Origin of the sequence: Oceanobacillus salinisoli, from assembly GCF_009733865.1 — a bacterium.
GTDB lineage: Bacteria > Bacillota > Bacilli > Bacillales > Amphibacillaceae > Oceanobacillus > Oceanobacillus salinisoli.
In genome coordinates this window covers 111,882-130,908 of the sequence record NZ_WOFB01000002.1, presented here as the reverse complement: position 1 = coordinate 130,908, position 19,027 = coordinate 111,882, and the positions used below count along the sequence as shown (strand labels likewise).

At 39.7% G+C, this 19,027-nt stretch carries 13 protein-coding genes and 1 tRNA gene; 1 reads left to right on the top strand and 13 read right to left on the bottom strand.

Annotated elements, in window-relative coordinates:
- Positions 1 to 6: 6 nt before the first annotated feature.
- The 9 genes from odhB to GMJ66_RS02420 form a co-directional block, all read right to left on the bottom strand.
- Positions 7 to 1,269, bottom strand: a complete 1,263-nt coding sequence (gene odhB / locus GMJ66_RS02460; protein WP_231514792.1) for a 2-oxoglutarate dehydrogenase complex dihydrolipoyllysine-residue succinyltransferase — start codon at positions 1,267 to 1,269, stop codon at positions 7 to 9.
- The gene (locus GMJ66_RS02455) at positions 1,256 to 4,123 is read right to left on the bottom strand and encodes a 2-oxoglutarate dehydrogenase E1 component (RefSeq protein ID WP_407939184.1); all 2,868 of its coding nucleotides are present in this window, start codon (positions 4,121 to 4,123) and stop codon (positions 1,256 to 1,258) included. Before GMJ66_RS02455 ends, odhB begins: the two co-directional genes overlap by 14 nt.
- A gap of 464 nt (positions 4,124 to 4,587) precedes the next feature.
- Positions 4,588 to 5,061 carry a tRNA (uridine(34)/cytosine(34)/5-carboxymethylaminomethyluridine(34)-2'-O)-methyltransferase TrmL gene (gene trmL / locus GMJ66_RS02450; protein WP_156288757.1) on the bottom strand — a complete coding sequence of 158 codons (474 nt, stop codon included), beginning with the start codon at positions 5,059 to 5,061 and terminating at the stop codon, positions 4,588 to 4,590.
- 65 nt (positions 5,062 to 5,126) lie between these two features.
- Positions 5,127 to 5,972 carry an amidase domain-containing protein gene (locus GMJ66_RS02445; RefSeq protein ID WP_156288756.1) on the bottom strand — a complete coding sequence of 282 codons (846 nt, stop codon included), beginning with the start codon at positions 5,970 to 5,972 and terminating at the stop codon, positions 5,127 to 5,129.
- A gap of 42 nt (positions 5,973 to 6,014) precedes the next feature.
- Entirely contained in the window at positions 6,015 to 6,302 is a 288-nt protein-coding gene (locus GMJ66_RS02440) for a DUF5316 domain-containing protein (protein WP_156288755.1), read from the bottom strand.
- 67 nt (positions 6,303 to 6,369) lie between these two features.
- Positions 6,370 to 6,876 (bottom strand): methylated-DNA--[protein]-cysteine S-methyltransferase, encoded by a 507-nt coding sequence (locus GMJ66_RS02435; protein ID WP_231514791.1) that lies wholly within the window; start codon positions 6,874 to 6,876, stop codon positions 6,370 to 6,372.
- Between the two features lie 22 nt (positions 6,877 to 6,898).
- On the bottom strand, positions 6,899 to 8,044 hold the full coding sequence (queG, locus tag GMJ66_RS02430) for a tRNA epoxyqueuosine(34) reductase QueG (RefSeq protein ID WP_156288754.1): 1,146 nt from the start codon (positions 8,042 to 8,044) through the stop codon (positions 6,899 to 6,901).
- A gap of 643 nt (positions 8,045 to 8,687) precedes the next feature.
- Entirely contained in the window at positions 8,688 to 10,406 is a 1,719-nt protein-coding gene (locus GMJ66_RS02425; RefSeq protein ID WP_156288753.1) for an ABC-ATPase domain-containing protein, read from the bottom strand.
- Between the two features lie 225 nt (positions 10,407 to 10,631).
- A tRNA-Gly gene (locus GMJ66_RS02420) sits at positions 10,632 to 10,705 on the bottom strand.
- Between the two features lie 911 nt (positions 10,706 to 11,616).
- On the opposite strand from GMJ66_RS02420, the gene dat reads away from it, so the two are divergent.
- Entirely contained in the window at positions 11,617 to 12,483 is an 867-nt protein-coding gene (gene dat, locus GMJ66_RS02415) for a D-amino-acid transaminase (protein WP_156288752.1), read from the top strand.
- A 249-nt stretch (positions 12,484 to 12,732) separates the two neighbouring features.
- Here dat and carB read toward each other — a convergent pair whose 3' ends face one another.
- The 4 genes from carB to argB are packed head-to-tail and all read right to left on the bottom strand — an operon-like array spanning position 12,733 to position 19,024.
- On the bottom strand, positions 12,733 to 15,957 hold the full coding sequence (gene carB, locus GMJ66_RS02410; RefSeq protein WP_156288751.1) for a carbamoyl-phosphate synthase (glutamine-hydrolyzing) large subunit: 3,225 nt from the start codon (positions 15,955 to 15,957) through the stop codon (positions 12,733 to 12,735).
- On the bottom strand, positions 15,944 to 17,032 hold the full coding sequence (locus GMJ66_RS02405; RefSeq protein WP_156288750.1) for a carbamoyl phosphate synthase small subunit: 1,089 nt from the start codon (positions 17,030 to 17,032) through the stop codon (positions 15,944 to 15,946). The genes carB and GMJ66_RS02405 overlap by 14 nt, the downstream gene beginning before the upstream one ends.
- A complete protein-coding gene (locus tag GMJ66_RS02400) occupies positions 17,029 to 18,231 on the bottom strand; it encodes an acetylornithine transaminase (RefSeq protein WP_156288749.1) in 1,203 nt (400 codons plus the stop codon). The genes GMJ66_RS02405 and GMJ66_RS02400 overlap by 4 nt, the downstream gene beginning before the upstream one ends.
- A complete protein-coding gene (argB, locus tag GMJ66_RS02395; protein ID WP_156288748.1) occupies positions 18,224 to 19,024 on the bottom strand; it encodes an acetylglutamate kinase in 801 nt (266 codons plus the stop codon). Before argB ends, GMJ66_RS02400 begins: the two co-directional genes overlap by 8 nt.
- Positions 19,025 to 19,027 lie beyond the last annotated feature (3 nt).

Below are 19,027 nucleotides of genomic sequence, written 5' to 3'. Positions count from 1 at the left end.
CAAACCTTATCCTTCCAACAATAATGTTTCTGGATCTTCCAGCATTTCCTTAATGCGAACTAGGAAACTTACGGCCTCTTTACCATCTACAATTCGGTGGTCATAGGATAGTGCCAAATACATCATTGGACGTACTTCGATGGAATCATCCGGCATTACCATTGCACGTTTTTGGATGCTGTGCATACCTAAAATACCAACTTGTGGTGAATTAAGAATTGGTGTGGACATCATGGAACCAAAGATTCCTCCATTAGTAATGGAGAATGTTCCACCTTGTAAATCACTTAAGCCTAATTTATTGTCACGAGCTTTCTTACCAAGCTCCGCAATTTCTTTTTCGATACCAGCAAATGTTAAACGGTCTGCATCACGGACAACCGGTACTACTAATCCATCATCTGTGGAAACAGCAATACCAATGTCATAGAATTTCTTCAAGATTAGTTCGTTTCCTTGAATTTCTGCATTGAGAAGTGGGAATTCTTTTAATGCCCCAACTACTGCTTTCGTAAAGAAGGACATGAAGCCAAGTTTAACGCCATGTTTCTCTACAAACTTATCTTTTCTTTCTTTTCGTAAATTCATAATCGCCGTCATGTCGACTTCATTAAAAGTCGTAAGCATAGCGGATTCCTGTTGAACCTGAACAAGATTCTTCGCAATCGTTTGACGGCGGCGTGTCATTTTCACACGTTCTACCGGTTTATCAAACTCTTGTTTCGCTGGTGCTGCTGCTTCTTTCTTCGCCGCTTTTTCTTGCTTCGGTGCAGCTGCCGCTTTTGCTGCAGCCTCTACATCATCTGGACGAACACGGCCCAATGGATCACGTGGACTGATGGTGTTTAAATCAATATTTAATTCACGTGCCCGTTTTCTAGCAGCAGGTGTTGCAATGACATCACCATTACCATTTGTATCTTTCGCCTCTGAAGCTTCTGGTTTCGTTTCAGCAGCCGGGACTTCTTTTGGTTCTTCTTTCTTCGGTGCTTCTTCCTGTGCTGGTGCTTCTGATGTTTCTGCGCCTGCTGTTCCGTTTTCATCCAATTTGGCAATCACGTCACCAACAGAAACGTCGTTACCTTCCTCTTGAAGAATTTCCGTAATTACTCCGGAAGATTCTGCATTGACTTCTACATTTACTTTATCTGTCTCTAATTCTACAACTGGATCGCCTTTTTCTACTTTATCTCCTACTTTTACAAGCCATTCTGCGATTGTACCTTCTGTAATCGATTCTGCGAGTTCTGGAATTTTAATTTCTTGCACTGGAATTTCCTCCTTCAGGGTTAATTGCTTGCTGTACGATTTGATTTTGTTCATATTTATGCACATTAGGCAGTCCTACTGCTGGTGCTGAACGGTCTGGGCGGCCAATATAACGCAGTTTCTGCCCATCTTTTAACAGTTCTCTTAAATAATCGTCTACAAAGTCCCATGCTCCCATGTTCTTTGGTTCTTCCTGTACCCAAACAATTTCTTCCAGATTCGGAAGTTCACTTAATATATTTTCTAATTCCGCTTTAGGGAATGGGTAAATTTGTTCAAGTCGCAAAACACGTAGCCAATCATAATTTTCCTCAGAGTTATCCATCGCCTCTTCTATATCAATCATTATTTTCCCGGTACCAATAAGTAAGCGATTTGCTTGTTTATTTCCCTTTAAGTTCGGCTGGTTTCTTAATGTCTGGAACTTAACATCGGTAAATTCTTCTGCAGCAGATGCCATTCTTGGATGACGAATTAAACTGCTCTTCGGTGTCATAACGATAAGAGGTCTTGCAATATCATCTCCGCCTAATTTCGCCTGTCTGCGCAGCAAATGGAAGAATTGGGCAGAAGATGTTGGATATGCAACGATCCAGTTATTTTCCGCAGCCATCTGTAAAAATCTTTCTAAACGAGCGCTTGAATGCTCTGGCCCCTGACCTTCATAACCATGTGGAAGCAGCATGACCAGATTGGATTTATCTCCCCATTTTGCTCGTGCAGAAGAGATAAATTGATCAAACATCACTTGCGCAACATTAGCAAAGTCACCAAATTGAGCTTCCCAAATCACCAATGTTTCTGGAGACTTAATGCTGTATCCATATTCGAACCCTAATACAGCAACTTCAGAAAGCGGACTGTTTCGAATTTCAAAAGATGCTTTAGCATCCTCCAATCCGTGTAACGGACAATATTTTTCACCTGTTTCTATATCACTAAGCACCATATGGCGATGTGCGAATGTACCGCGTTCTGTGTCCTGACCGGTAATCCGGATTGGTATGCCATCTTTCAAGATAGATGCATATGCCAATGCCTCACCAGTTCCCCAGTCTGCCTTGTTCCCTTCTTCCAGCGCATTTTCACGGCGTTTAAGAATTCTTTCGGTCTTTTTAAATCCTTTAAATCCTTCTGGACGTTTTAGCAAGTCCTTATTCAATTTCTTTAAGGTTTTTAAGTCAATACCCGTTTCAAATTTATTTAATCCATTTCTTAAAATACTCGGCATAAATGGCGGTTCTGAATCAATAGACTCATTTTCAATCATGCCATTATAGATATCCCGGAATTCCTTCTCTACGGTATCTTCTATTTGCTTGATTTCCCCTTCCTTAATGTAACCATTCTTTTCCAGGGAAGCAGCAAATACATTGGTAACCGATGGATGATTATCGATTTCCTTGTAAAGTAAAGGTTGGGTTGTTCTAGGTTCGTCCATTTCATTATGTCCATAACGGCGATAACCAACTAAATCTATTAAAAAGTCTTTGTTAAACTTTTGACGATATTCATAAGCAATTTTAACTGCTGATACACAGGAAATTGGATCATCCGCATTCACTCGAATAATCGGAATTTCAAAACCTTTTGCCATATCACTTGCATACCTTGTGGATCGACTATCTTCCCTATCAGTAGTGTACCCTAACAAATTATTTGCTATAATATGAACCGTTCCACCAGTATTATAACCAGGCAAACCGCTCAAATTTAATGTTTCCGGGACAACCCCTTCTCCAATAAACGCGGCATCCCCATGAATCAACACACTAAATGCTTTATTTATATCACGCTTTGGAAATCCCTTATTTGCACGCTCATCCTGTGCAGCGCGTGCAAAACCTTCCACAATTGGATTGACAAACTCTAAATGGGATGGGTTATGGGCCAGCGTTATCCTAGTTGTATTTCTTCCATCCTTCACTTCTTTTTGTGCACCGAAATGATATTTCACATCTCCAGTCCAGCCATAATTAATTGCCCTCGATCCTTCTGATGGAATTAATTCTTTATCTGGAGAATGGTGGAACTCGGAAAAGATTTTATCAAATGGTTTTCCCAACACATGTGCCAGAACTGCTAAACGGCCACGATGTGCCATTCCCATCATAATATTTTCCACATTATCCTCGTTGCCAAACTTTACAAGTTCATCAAGCATTGGCACCATTACTTCCAGTCCTTGAATCGAAAAACGTTTTTGTCCAACAAAAGTCTTTTGCAGGAATAATTCAAATCCTTCCACATGGGCTAATCGTTTTAAAAGCTTGATTCTTTCATCTTTGGATAATTCTAATCTAGCATTTCCAGATTCAATTAAATCAAATAACCATTTTCTTTCTTCGTCATTGTTCACATGATCGTATTCAAATGTAATAGTACCTGTGTAGTATTTCTTTAATGTTTTGAAAACATCCAAACCATTTTCAACATCACTTGGAGCCTGATCCCACAGCCATGATGCTGGAATACTTTTTAAATCTTCCTCTGTTAAACAATATGTTTCCGGATCAATTTCAATTGCTTTCGGGTCTTTATGCTTCCCTACTGGATATATATCAGCTTCAAGATGACCATAACGACGAATAGCCTCAACAAGTTGGAATGCTGAGGTAAGTTTTTTCACATCAAAATTTGAAGGCACTTTAGATGTCGTTAAATTTGTATCTTTCTCTTTTTGCTGATTCAGCCACTCGGGAGAACCGTATTGTTCAAAAATCTCTCTAATGGACGGTTCAACAGCTTCTGGATCTTGTTTGTATAACTCATACTGCTGTTCCACATACCCCGCATTAGGGCCATAAAACTGCTCCCAAAAACTTTTAGCAGATTCTTCCAATCCTACTGACACGATGAATACCCCCATAAATACTTTGCCCGTTTATGTAAACGGTTAATGTTTTAGATACTGCCCTCATCAACTAATATACCTCATTTTATCGACTCGCACAATATTTGTACCTGATATTTGTAAAGAAAATGAATTATCGTAATTATTCTCAGGTTCGCGACAAAAAAATAAATATTCTGATTATACATTAGAATTAAGACTTTTAGTTAACATTGAAACCGTTTTGATTTATACTATATAATAATGACAAGTTAAATCGTTCCATACAAAAGGAGGATCTAGATATGAATTTAGCATTAATTTTAGGGGTAACTGTAACATTTATCGTTGCTATCTTTAGTGCCGGATATGAAGCAAAACCAGGAGTACCGAAAGATAATCAGTAAAGCTGATGGTTGATTAGAAGGTTACAAACTGCGTCCGTACATAAGAAAACCGTCATGTACTCCTACATGACGGTTTTCTTATGTTAAATTAGGAAAGCCCTGCTGTCTCATTGCTTCATATATAATAATCGCAGCCGTGTTGGATAAATTTAAAGAACGTACTTTATCATTCATATGAATCCGTAAGCAACGGTCCTCTTTGCCAACTAGCAATTCTTTGGGAATCCCATCGGTTTCACGGCCAAACACAAAAAATATCTCCTTTTTTGTATCACTAAAATCAAAATCCGTATAATGTTTTGTTCCAAAATTTTCAATATAATAAAATTCACCTTCCACATATTTTTCATATAATTCATCAATGGAATCATACTCGTAGACATCCACATTTTTCCAATAATCAAGCCCCGCTCGGCGAAGCATCTTATCTTCTGTAGAAAAACCAAGGGGGCGAATTAAGTGAAGGGTAGTATCGGTCGCTAAGCATGTTCTTCCAATATTACCTGTATTAGCTGGAATTTCTGGTTGAAATAATACGACATGTAAACTCACTTTTTCATTCTCCTAACATCATTTGAAAAGATTGCAATTTCAATTCAAAAATCATTATACCATTTCTATTCTCCGATTCGGAAAAATTTATATTCAATATTTGGTGTGTAAGCAGTTGAATCTTCATATGACCAATAACGATGCCTGCTGTTATCGGTATGGGCATTGACTAAAGGCATACCGTATGCATCTTTGCTAACGACGATAGTATTGTGATCCCATCGGCCATCTCCCTGGAAATCATAGCAAATAATATCCCCTGGCAGTAACTCTTCGGGACTTTCCACTTCTCTTCCTTTTAGACCTTTTGTTGATCCACTTAAATACCATCTTAATGAATGCGCTACTGCCCAACTGAAACTCCAATTATCCCCAGAATACCACCAGCCCCGATCGCGAACGGGTGCCCCGCGCATTGGAGCACCACCTGCCCGTAAGCATTGAGAGACATAATTGGTGCAGTCTACATCAAAGACACGGTATTCCGGATTATAGCTGTTCCACCAACGTTCTGCATACTGTACGGCAGCATGTCTGTCATAAGAAAACCGTTCAGTATCTGCTTCATTCATCTCCTCTATATCCAGTGGCTGTATTTCATCTGAAGAAAAATCCCGTGCAATTTGTTTATGTTCCACCATTTCTCCATCCACCATTCTAAATTGATACGGTACAACCAGTTCTTCCATATGGAAATTGTTGCCTTGTTTAATTAAAAAGGAAGTGTGTAATAAATATTTGCAGACTGTTTCATGGTCATACCGCAATTTTTGAAACACTTCACCATTTCCCTTTGTTTGAACAATCTCAGCATCTCTTTTTTCCCATAAAGCCTTTTTACGGGACCACCAATTATCATCATTCCGTTCAGATTGAAAAAAGTCCATCCACATTTTTTTTATTTTTTCCATAAAAATCCCCTCCATAAACAGTATATGGAGGGATAGCTTGGTTTAGATTAACAATAAAAATGCAGCTGCCACTAAATTGGGAAGAGCAAATATACCTGTGACCAGCATCGTATTATTGCGCCTCTTTCGATCTTCTTTACTTTCTGTATGGAAATTAGCTCTAATCTCCGGACCGCTCAAGAAAACACCACCTAATAGTGCACTAATCACTACAGATATGATCCCAAATCCTAGCAAAACTTTTCCATAAAGCCCATAATCACGGGTTATAAAGGCGGTCAATATCAAGATGAAGGAAATTCCACATCCTATGAAAAATGCCTGTTTCATCGTCTACTCACCTCGTATTGAAGAGTGTCTCTTATTTATACGTCATAGCATATGAAAAGGTTTCAGATTATAATTTTTCATGTTGCAATAAAAATTCCTTCTTATCAAGACCACCATTATAGCCAACCATTTTTCCATTTGTCCCGATCACTCGATGACATGGAACGACAATTGCAAATGGGTTTTTATTAACCGCTCCGCCAACTGCCCGTACAGCTTTTGGATTACCTATTGCCTCGGCAATATCTTTATAGGTTTTTGTTTTGCCAAATGGAATTCGTTCAAATAAAGCTTGCCATACTTTTTTCTGAAATTCTGTACCATAAAATTCCATTTTTATGGAAAAAGAATACTGTTTTGAATCAAAATAATCTCGTAACTCTGCCTTCACTTTGGTGAATTCGTCTGGTTTGTCAATAAATTCTGGTTTGTGAAAATACCGGGACGCCCACTTTTGCTGTTGTTCATTCAAATCCTTCATGAATCCATAATCTATTCGAACCATTTTCTCTCCATTACTAATTAACGTTAATGGACCTAGAGGTGACTCCATTTCATCTACATATAGATTCACTATACTAGCACCCTCTTTTTGACTAATTTGTTACAGCAGACTTTTTAAAATCCAATCCCTTTTCCATTTCAAATAAAACCTCGTCATCATTTTCATATTTCATCGCTTCTTTGATCGCTTCAAATGCTTCCACTGTCCCTATTTTACCAAGAGACCATGCAGCTGTACCACGAATAACTGGGCGTGGGTCATTTTTCATCACTTCGATCATCTCTGGTATCGCCGTTTCATCTTTATAATGGGCAAGAGCAATGAGTGCATTTCGCTGCAATGGCTTTTTGCCACGCCATGATCCGGAAATAGGACCGAACTTCTCTTTAAACTCTCGATTGGAGATACGAAGCATCGGGGTTAACTTCGGTTTGGATACTTCTGGATCGGGTTCAAACTCTGAATGAATATGATAATCGATTCCTTTATTTTTTGGACAAACCTGTTGACACGTATCACAGCCGTACAGACGATTTCCAAGCTTCAATCGGTACTCATCTTCCAGGAAGTCCTTTGTTTGCGTAAGAAAAGCAATACAGCGCTGAGCATTTAGCTGACCACCTTCAACTATTGCACCTGTTGGGCAGGCATCCAGACATTTCCTGCAGTCCCCACAGCTATCCTCCACAGGATCATCGGGAATAAATGGGATATTCGTAATCATCTCACCCAAATAAACAAAAGAGCCAAACTCAGGTGTAATAATTGAAGTGTTTTTTCCGCTAAAGCCAATACCTGCTCTTTCTGCAACAGCACGGTCTGATAGCTCACCAGTATCCACCATAACTTTATTATCTGCGTCCGGGAATTTTTCTTGAATGAATGCAGAAAGTTTTTCCAAACGGTCACGCAATACATCATGGTAATCAATCCCCCAAGACGCTCTTGCAAACAGACCGCGTCGCTCTTCTTTCGTACTTCTCGGGGCATTCTTCATTCGTGAAGGGTATGCAATGGCAATCGATATTATCGACTGTGCTTCCGGCAGCAATCGCTTTGGTTCGGTACGTTCTTCAATCGATCCCTTTTCAAATCCAGACTGGTAGTTTAATTCCTGCTGCCTTCTGAGACGTTCCTTTAGTTCACTGAAAACATCTGCAGCTGCAAATCCAATTTTATCGATGCCAATTTCCTTTGCATAATCTCTGATTTCCTGTTGTAATTCTTCGGTGCGCATGATTATCCCTCCCTTTATTTCAGCAGTTTCTAAAAAACTGTTATTTTTAACGCAAAATACATAAACTGCGAACTAATAAAAACTTCATATCGTGTTGCTCTCGCTTGTTCTAATGGTGATAGTGGGTTGCATTCACTCCGGCAGAATACTTCGCTTTCCGTGGGCACGGCCTCAGCCTCCTCGGAAGAAAACCACTTCCTGCGGGGTCTTCGGACACGTGCTGTTCCCACAGGAGTCTACGTATTCTGCCTACGCTAGTACTGGCTTTCTGATTCATGTATAACTATAACCTATAAAAAAGACGTTTCATAATCTACTTTTCATCTGAATAGAGAACTTCTTTATTCCAAGTAAAAAGGATAACTTTATATTCTAGAGAAATAACTATTTTCTAATCCAATTAAATATCAATCAGCAACATTCAGATAGAAAGTTGAATAGCACAAAAACAGCGGAGGAAATACACGGAGACTCCTGTGGGAAAAGAGGCATCGGTGAGACCCCGCAGTGCGGCAGCACGAGGAGGCTCACCAGCCGCCCACGGAAAGCGTAGTGTATTTCCGCAGCGGTAGATTAAGCTCCAACATCATCCGAAGTTAGTTCGCACTTTATTTCAACTGCGAAGATTAAAAAGCTGCGAATTTTACGAAAAAGGGCTTTGTTTTTGGGTTACTTTGGCTGTTCGCATACGGTTTAAAACTGACGCAATCTCGTATTTTCGTGGTCTAGCAAGATCTCCGGGATGCTGGTCATTGAATACTGTAAAAGACGCAAGACCTTGTTCAGTAAACTGCTGTTCGACTTTATCGAGTAAATCCTTCAATGAATCGTTGCCCAGCCCTTTTGTCCGGTCTAAAAATTGAATGATTTCCGCAATCATTCTCGTTTGCGAGGCATCCACTAACTGTTCCGTATATTCAAAAGAAATATCGGTTTTTCCCATTACTATTTTATATAAGCCTTTCGCTTGCGTCTTACTTCGTTTCCCTTTTTGGGTTTGCAGAGAATTCTGCTGAAAATATCGACTCGTAATGGAACCGAAGTCTTCATCCATGAAAGCATCACGTTCCAATGGGTGTTCTTCCATTATCGCCATTGCTTTTGTGGTTACATTATGAGGAACATATTCATCCATCATAATGACCGAATCCGCAACAGCAAAATAGTCACCAGAACCCCCCATAACTAAAATCGACGATACATCGAGCTTATCCCGCATTTGTTTAATCTTATCGATAAACGGTGTAATTGGTTCCTTGTCCTTCTTAACCAGCTGTTGCATTCTGTGATCACGAATCATAAAATTCGTAGCACTCGTGTCCTCATCAATGAGTAATGTGTTTGCACCGATTTCCAAAGCCTCCATTACATTCGCCGCCTGAGACGTACTTCCACTCGCATTTTCTGTGGAGAAAAAGGAAGTATCCTTTCCGTGCGGCAAATTATTAATGAACGGAGAAATATTTACTCCACTGATTTTCCGTCCATCTTCTGCTCGAATTTTCATTGCATCCGGGTCTGTCAGCACAAATTCCCGACCGTCTCCTTTAGTATGGGAATATACACCACGCTCAATGGCCTGCAGGAAGGTACTTTTTCCGTGGTACCCACCACCAATGATCAAAGTAATTCCCTTTTTAATGGCCATCCCTTTTATTGGTTCAGATTGATATGGTATCGTAATCGACACTTCATCTTCAGGAGGGCTTTGAAAAGCTACTGCTTCTTTTAATGGTTGATTACTAATCCCGCTTTCTCTCGGCAATATCGCTCCATTGGCAATAAAGGAAATCCATTCATTCTTTCTCATATGCTCCCGTATCGCTTCCTGCTGATCCGCAAGCTGCATGGCTTCAGTGATTTCATTGTCCGTAATCGAAAATATCGAGTTTTGAATAATGGTTGGAATCACTATAGAAAACAGCTTCTCTGCTTCCCTTCCATTAATTCTTCTTCCGTTTGCAGGAAGTCCAACTGACATGCAAACAGTGATTTCTTCCAAATTGATTTGTACTGCCGTCCGTTCAAGTACTTCCTGGCCTGGAGTATCAAATTGAATCTGCCTACTTTTACCAGAGCCTTTGATAAAAGTATTTTCCTGATAAATTGCTTTCCCAACTGTACGGGCAAACGCATCTTCCACGGCTACTTTACGTGGTGAGCTCTCCAGCCAATCCGAATGAATATTTCGTTTTGCATTAGGGATTACGACTCGAATTTTTGACGGGCTGGCAAATGGATCCCCTTGCACATAATCAATAAACAGAAAAAAGTCTCGATAATCGTACTTTCCCTGTAAACTTTTATAAGCTTTATACCCTTTATTATCCAGTTGTTTGAGCTGTTGAAATAATTTATTCATAACAATCCCTCTTATTACGTCATTTTATTATAGAATACTATGGAAGAAATGATTGATTCAAGTGTAGAAGAAAAATGTAGAAATAGTAGGTAAGCATAAGTGAATCTTCAATCCGTGTTTTTTTCATCCCCCAACTGTGGTTTAATGAACGAATCACGTGATAAAATTAAAAACGCAACGCTTCGTAGCCTAATTCTACGAAACACTGCGTTAACCACTTATGTATGGAGCGGGTGATGGGAATCGAACCCACGACATCAGCTTGGAAGGCTGAGGTTATACCATTTAACTACACCCGCATGTTGAAAAATATATAATATATTGGATATTGTTAATTTTTATTAACAAAATTTATTATAACAAGTCTATTTATACAAATCAAGAGGAAATTCAACATTTTTTTACATTTTTCTTTAAGTCCCCTTTCGTAAATTGTTTTGTTATGAATTGATATAAACTCCTGACTAGTGAAAATTCCTATTTGTGATGATCTCGCTTGTTCTAATGATTATAGCGTGCACATTCTCTCCGGCAGAATACTTACGGTTCGTGGGCACGACCTAAAGCCTCCTCGCGGAAAGTTAGCCGCTGCTCAGGTCTGGAACGTGCTATTCCCACAGGACAAGGAACATCGAACTGCAGCTCTACATCGCACGAGGAAAATCGGTTTTTATTTTTGAGGAAGTTTACGTATTCTGCTACGCTAGTACTGGTTTTCTGATTCATGTATAGCTATAACTTATAAAAGGTACGTTTGATAATAAGCTTCTTTTCACCTTATCTATGTTAAAAGATACATACTGCACCAGACTACTTGAAATAAACTATTCTCTAATCCAATAATCCAATCAAAATCCGTTATTAAAACTAAGGTAGAAAGTTGGATAGTGCAAAACCAGCGGAGGAAATACAAGGAGACTCCTGCGGGAACAATGACCAAAGGGAGACCCCTAAAGAAGACAGCACGAGGAGGCTCACGGGTCGCCCTAAGGTGCGCATAGTGTATTTCTGCAGCGGTAGGTACAACACCAACCAAGCATCTAATGTTAGTCAGGAGTTTATATCAAATACGACATAAAATTTTCTTTTAAAAAGCAACAATCATTAAGAAAACATCCTTCGTATAAACACCAAAGTTTATATTCTTTTTATTTACATGTAGCATGAATCGATATAAACTAGACTTATTTAGGGGAGGGAAAGAATAAAAATGTCAATATATCCGATTATCTTAACACAGTCCAGATTTTTGCATCGTGATCAATTACATTATCCATTTGAAGAGCGTGGTCTCCAGTTTGGAGATGGAATTTATGAAGTAATCCGTATCTATCAAGGTAACTATTATTTACTGGAAGAACATGTCGATCGCTTATTCCGTTCAGCTGAAGCAATTAAACTAAAGCTTCCGTATACAAAAACAGAACTAAAAGAATTATTAGTGGAATTAATGAGCAGAAATAATATGAGTACGGATGGGAAGGTGTACTTACAGGCAACACGCGGCTCTGCACCGAGGGATCATATTTTCCCAAAGGATGTCTTACCTAATATTTATGCTTATGTTCAGGATTTGCCGCGTAATATTGATAGTCTGAAGAACGGTGTCAAAACGATTACACAGCGTGACGAGCGCTGGGAAAATTGCTACATTAAGAGTTTAAACCTCCTACCTAATGTACTCGCTAAACAGACAGCTAAAGAGAATGGCTGTTATGAGGCCATTTTACACAAAAACGGAACAGTAACAGAATGCAGCAGTTCCAATGTATATATGGTAAAAGACGGCAAAATTTATACCCACCCTGCTACAAATCATATTCTGCATGGATGTGTTCGAATGGCTATTGAAAAATTTGCCAATGACTTGAGTATCCCTTTTATCGAGGAAGCTTTTTCAGTAGAAGATATTGGCTTAGCAGATGAACTATTCCTTTCCAGCAGCACGTCAGAAATTACACCTATTACTCAGGTAGACCATACCGAAGTGAATAACGGAAAACCGGGAAACATTACGAGACAAATACAGACAGCATACGAAAAAGATGCAAACATTCATAGTGCTATAGAAGCTTAAATTAGAAAGAGTGATCACCATTGGTCACTCTTTTCTTGTCCGTAATACAATGCACTGGTTGATATGCATGCTTTGTGTTGATATTTTGCGCAACGGTCGATTTCTTCTCCTTTATGGTTGATATATTCCCTCTAAAGGTTGATATATCTCTCCAACGATCGATAACTTCACACCAACAATCGATTACCGATCTCGGTCACTTCTACCAACCAAAAAACGAGGGCAACCCTAAGTGCCCTCGCTCCATCATTAACCAATTTTTATTTCATTATGTCCTAAATGTTCCTGAAGGGAAAGAAGACTTTCCTCTTCTTCTTTACAATTATAGCAATCTACCATTACATCCAACGTTTCCAAGCTCGTAAAATATGGTGTCTGATATCTAACCGCTAGCTCGCGTATATAGAAACCAATCTTTTCTTTTTCTCTTCCTTGATTCGGAATATTTAACACGACATCCGGTGTTTTAGTCTGCCAATAGTTCAAAATTTCACCCTTATCATTGGCAATCGAATTTGCATGGATATCTTTTGATTCTAAAAATCTCGCCGTTCCTTCTGTTGCAATAATCTCAGCTCCTGATTCAGCAAATTTACGCACTAGAGAAACACTCTCTTCTTTTAAACGATCCGAGACCGAAACAAAAACCTGATCCACTTTCTGTAAATCACCAATGTATGAGGCAACTTTTTTCAACGCCTCATTTTTCGAATAGCCTAAACCAATGATTTCTCCCGTTGACTTCATTTCCGGTCCTAAAACATGGTCTACCCCTTTTAGCTTGCTTGCTGAGAACACCGGGGATTTCACTGTGTAATAAGTAGGTTCCGGCAATAAATTAAACTCCTTCGTAATCTGTCGCAAAGGAACACCTAATTGCGCTTTGACTGCCCACTCAATCATTGGGATGCCTGTCACTTTACTCATAACCGGAATGGTCCGTGATGATCTTGGATTTACCTCCAGTACATAGATGACATCATCGTGAATGACAAACTGGATGTTCATCATACCGACAATCGGAACGGTACGGCTAATTTGCTTAGCCATTTCTATTAGTTCTTCTTTTACCTCATCAGATAAAGAAATCGGTGGGAATACACTCATACTGTCTCCAGAATGGACACCTGCTTTTTCAATATGTTCAAAGATTCCCGGTACAACAATGTCGTTTCCGTCACTGATAACATCAATCTCACATTCTACTCCTGGCAAGTATTGATCGATTAATAATGGCCAGCAGCGGTCATTGGTATCTTTTTGGATACGTGATACATAGCTGTATAATTCTTTTTCACTGTTACAAATAAACATGGATTGCCCACCGATGACATAGGATGGACGAATGAGAACCGGAAATCCTAATTGATAGGCAGATTCAGAAAGTTCCTCTAAAGAGTGAACAATATGTCCGGCAATATGAGGAATATTTAATTGGTTTAACACCTCATAAAACTGTTCCCTGTCTTCCATCTGATCAATATGTTCCGGCAACGTTCCGAATACATGAATTCCTTCGTCTTTCAAATCATTTGCTAAGTTAATCGCGGTTTGACCGCCAAATTGAATCAACACACCTTCTACCTTTTCCTTTTCGACTACAGCAAGCACATCTTCTAATGCAAGGGGTTCAAAATACAAACTATCTGCAACCGAATAATCCGTACTGACGGTTTCCGGGTTATTATTAATGACAACCGCTTCGTATCCCATTTCCTTTACTGCCCATGCTGCATGGACAGAGCAATAGTCAAATTCCACCCCTTGTCCGATTCGAATCGGACCAGAGCCTAATACTAAAATTTTCTTCGCATTTTGAGTTGTTTCCACTTCATCTTTTCCATGCCAAGTGGAGTAGTAATACGGTGTCAACGCGTCAAATTCCCCTGCACAGGTATCTACCAATTTATATGCCGGCTGCAGGTCCATTTTCTTATAAAATTGGCGTAGCTCTTTTGCTGTGGTGCCGACAAGTTCAGCGATACGGTGATCACTGATATTAAAGCGTTTGGCTTCCACTACTTTCTCGGCAGGTATATTTGGCCAGTCAAATGCTGATAAGGCTTTTTCACATTCCAATATCCGCTCCACTTTCCGTAAAAACCAATAATCAATGTTCGTGATATTCATTAACTGATCCATTCCCATTCCACGCTGAAACGCTTCGGCAATGGCAAATAACCGTAAATCATTCGGATTCGTCAACAATTCTAAAAGCTCTTCCTCTGACTTCTCATCCATTCCAGGCCAAGCAAGACTATAAACATTCATCTCCAAGGATCTAACTGCCTTATTCAACGCTCCTTCAAATGTACGGTCCATCGCCATGACTTCTCCTGTTGCCTTCATTTGTGTACCAAGTGTGCGGTCTGCTTCGGTAAATTTATCAAATGGGAAACGTGGAAGCTTTACCACAACATAATCTAATGCTGGCTCAAAGGATGCGTAAGTATTTCCGGTAATCGGATTGATAATTTCATCTAAATTCTGGCCAATGGCACATTTCGCTGCAATCCGGGCAATTGGGTAACCAGTTGCTTTGGATGCCAATGCAGAAGATCTGCTCACCCGTGGGTTTACCTCGATAATGCAGTATTCTTTGGATTCTGGATGTAATGCAAACTGAATATTACATCCTCCCACTACATCCAATGCACGTATAACTTTTAAAGAAGAAGAACGCAGCATTTGATATTCTACATCTGACAGTGTTTGTGATGGTGCTACTACAATGGAATCACCGGTGTGAACACCAACAGGGTCCATGTTTTCCATATTACAAACGATGATACAGGTATCATTGGCATCACGCATCACTTCATATTCTACTTCTTTCCAGCCTTTGATACTTTTTTCCACTAACACTTGATGAATCGGACTCAGCTTTAATCCATTTTCTAAAAGACCTTTAAATTCCTCTTCATTATAGGCAAAACCGCCGCCTTCCCCGCCAAGTGTATAGGCAGGACGCAAAATGACCGGAAAGCCAATTTCCTTAATAAATTCCAGGCCTTCTTCCACGGTTTCCACAATTTTAGACTCGGCAATGGGCTCGTTGATATCAATCATAAGCTGTCGGAATTTTTCCCGGTCCTCTCCCTTTTGTATGGAGGAAACCGAAGTACCTAACAACTCTACATTGTATTTTTCTAAAATTCCTTTTTCATGAAGCTGTACCGTAAGATTTAATCCAGTTTGGCCACCCAGCGTACCAATTAGACCATCTGGCTTTTCTTTGGAAATAATCTTTTCCAATGATGGAACAGTTAATGGTTCCATATAAACATGATCGGCGATGCTTTCATCGGTCATAATTGTTGCCGGATTATTGTTAACCAGTACGACTTCAATTCCCTCTTCTTTCAGTGCTAGGCAAGCTTGCGTACCTGCATAATCAAATTCTGCAGCTTGCCCGATGACAATTGGTCCTGATCCGATCACAAGAACCTTCTTTAATGTGTTATGCTTCGACATATTTCTTCCCTCCAGAAGTAATTACCTGATGAATGAATTCCATGAAAATATATTCTGTATCACTTGGCCCTGGATGTGCCTCAGGATGGAACTGAACAGATAGAACAGGCAAATGAATATGTTTTATTCCTTCCACAGATTTATCGTTGACATTTCTAAATAGAACTTGGAATGCATTCTTATCTAAACTCTCTTCTACCACAACATAACCATGGTTTTGCGAGGTCATCCGTACCTTTCCAGTTTGTAAATCCTTGACTGGATGATTTCCTCCACGATGTCCAAATGGCAGTTTCTCTGTTTTTCCCCCATATGCTAAAGCAATAAGCTGGTGCCCAAGGCAAATTCCAAGCGTTGGAAAGTTTTCTGTTAATGCTTTGACCGTTGGAAATACATGTTTTAGTTCCATCGGATCCCCTGGTCCATTGCTTAGTAAGATTCCATCCGGCTTTAGTGATTGAATGGTTTCAAAAGAAGTGTTATATGGAACAATCGTTACTTTACAATCTTCCTTTAGCAACGCGTTTATGATTGATTTCTTGTAACCAAAATCTACAAGGACAACATGATACGCACCATCTCCATGTATTTCAGACTCTTTTACGGAAACATCCTCAACCAATTTGACGGTATCCTTGTTGTTCCAATCTTTCAGTTCCATATGCTTTTCTTTTATTTGAGTAATTTTCCCCTTCACTGTCTTATGCTTTCGTATAGCAGCGACAAGGGAGCGGGTATCCACATTGGCTAACCCTGGAATATCTGCTTTTTTCAATTGCTCTGAAACGGATGAAGTAGATTGATAATGGCTCGGCTCTTCACATACGTCATTGATAATGACTGCTGAAACAGTAAGCTTTGCGCTCTCATCATCTACCTCATTCACGCCATAGCTGCCGATAATCGGATAGCAGAATGTTAAAATTTGCCCTGCATAGGATGGATCTGTCATCATTTCCTGGTATCCAGTCATACTCGTATTAAAAACGACTTCACCTTCTGTATCACTTTCTGCTCCAAGCCAATCCCCTTCGAATACTTCACCTGTCTCTAACACGAGATATCCTTTTGTCATGAAGTAATTTCCTCCGTTTCTGTTAATAATTCATGGAAAGTATTCACAAATTGTTTCAATTCTTCTTTTGTTGTTGTTAGTGGAGGTAAAACGCGTAATACGTTTGCACCTGCTGCTAACACTAAAATGCCCTTTTCCCGAAATTGTTTTATCCAAGGTCCCGCTTTTTCTGACAGTTGTATGCCAACTAAGAAGCCGAGTCCTCGTACTTCCTCAACCACCTGAAAGTCTTGTTGTAATTTAGTCAATTCATCATAAAACCAGCTGCTTTTTGCTTTCACTTCTGTAAGAAAATCTTCTTTAAGGAGACTTTCCATCGTTGCAATGCCAGCACTTGCTGCAAGTGGATTTCCACCAAATGTGCTGCCATGGGTTCCCGGTTGAAACGACGCTCCTGCTTTGTTATTAGCGAGCATAGCGCCAATCGGTACCCCTGAACCTAATCCTTTTGCCAATGTCATCACATCAGCTTCGATTCCATACTGTTCGTAAGCAAATAATGAACCTGTTCGGCCCATTCCTGTTTGAACCTCATCAATCATAAGCAGAATGTCATTTTCTTTGCACACTTTTTCAAGTTCCTTCATCCAGTTTTTATCGGCAGGAAGAACTCCACCTTCCCCTTGAACCATTTCAAGTAGGACAGCGGTTGTTTTTCCATTGTCTATCTCACTTAATGCATGATAATCATTAAGAGATAAATAGCGAAATCCTTGTGTTAATGGGGTAAACCCTTGATGGATTTTTTCCTGTGCCGTTGCTGCCATCGTTATTCCCGTACGTCCATGAAACGAATTTTTAAAGGTAACGATTTCCGTTCGCTCCGGATTCCCCTGGTCTTTTGCATACTTCTTAGCGAGCTTAATTGCCGCTTCATTCGCTTCTGCACCACTATTACAGAAAAAGACTTGATCAAAAGTACTGTTCGTGGTTAATAATTCTGCCAATTTTTCCTGGTTTGGGATTCCATATAAATTCGAACAGTGCCAAAGCAAATCCAGCTGTTCTTTTAGTTTACTTTGTACCTGTTCTGGAACATGCCCAAGATTACAGGTTGCAATACCGGACGTGTAATCTAAAAATGTATTCCCCTTATCATCCCAAACATAGCTGCCTTTTCCTTTTACCAATTTTACTGGAAATCGGCTGTATGTGTTCATGATTGCTGACTGATTGTTTTCTACAGCTAGATTAGACATGCTGGACCTCTCCCATCATAATTTTTGTCCCGACTACTTGGCCTTTCATATAATCCTTCAAATCATTCGGTGATAAACCATTGATAATAACAGATTCTGTAACGCCACCAGATAAGGCATTTACAGCCGAACGCACTTTTGGAATCATGCCGCCATAGATAACCCCGGAGGAAATCATCGAATCGATTTGAGTTTTGGATAGTTTCGAATGAATAACTTTTTTATCCTGGATCGTCTCCATGACGCCTGGAATATCACTAATAAAAATCAGTTTACCTTTCATCACACTTGCTACTCCTGCAGCTGCCATATCTCCATTGATGTTATAGCGAGTAGCTGATTCATCCACCCCAATCGGCGAAATTACCGGAATTCCTCCCTGGTCCATGATTAACTTAAGCCAGGCATCATTTACTTTCTTCACTTGGCCTACGAAGCCTAATTTCCCAGAATGATCCACTGGTTCTGTTTGTAAAAGTGATCCATCTACTCCACTTAATCCAAATGCAGTACCACCTGCTTGCTGAATCTTGGCAACCATTCGTTTATTAATGGAACCGCTCATGACCATTTCCGCAATTTTCAATACTTCTTCTGTTGTCACACGCAGACCGTCCACAAAAGGAGTTTCCACATTGGCCTGTTTTAATGCCTGATTAATCTCCGGTCCTCCACCATGAACAATGATGGGATGACAAACCTTGGACTGTTTCAAATCAACCACTGTCTTGTAAAAGCTTGCTGAAAGCTTTTCAAAAACACTGCCACCTATTTTCAGTATGATAGTATCCACTTT

Excerpts from the sequence above, each read along its gene's own strand:
- GMJ66_RS02445 (WP_156288756.1), bottom strand. The coding sequence starts at position 5,972 with ATGGAAAAAATAAAAAAAATGTGGATGGACTTTTTTCAATCTGAACGG.
- GMJ66_RS02440 (WP_156288755.1), bottom strand. The coding sequence starts at position 6,302 with ATGAAACAGGCATTTTTCATAGGATGTGGAATTTCCTTCATCTTGATA.
- queG (WP_156288754.1), bottom strand. The coding sequence starts at position 8,044 with ATGCGCACCGAAGAATTACAACAGGAAATCAGAGATTATGCAAAGGAA.
- GMJ66_RS02425 (WP_156288753.1), bottom strand. The coding sequence starts at position 10,406 with ATGAATAAATTATTTCAACAGCTCAAACAACTGGATAATAAAGGGTAT.
- dat (WP_156288752.1), top strand. The coding sequence starts at position 11,617 with ATGTCAATATATCCGATTATCTTAACACAGTCCAGATTTTTGCATCGT.
- carB (WP_156288751.1), bottom strand. The coding sequence starts at position 15,957 with ATGTCGAAGCATAACACATTAAAGAAGGTTCTTGTGATCGGATCAGGA.
- GMJ66_RS02405 (WP_156288750.1), bottom strand. The coding sequence starts at position 17,032 with ATGACAAAAGGATATCTCGTGTTAGAGACAGGTGAAGTATTCGAAGGG.
- GMJ66_RS02400 (WP_156288749.1), bottom strand. The coding sequence starts at position 18,231 with ATGTCTAATCTAGCTGTAGAAAACAATCAGTCAGCAATCATGAACACA.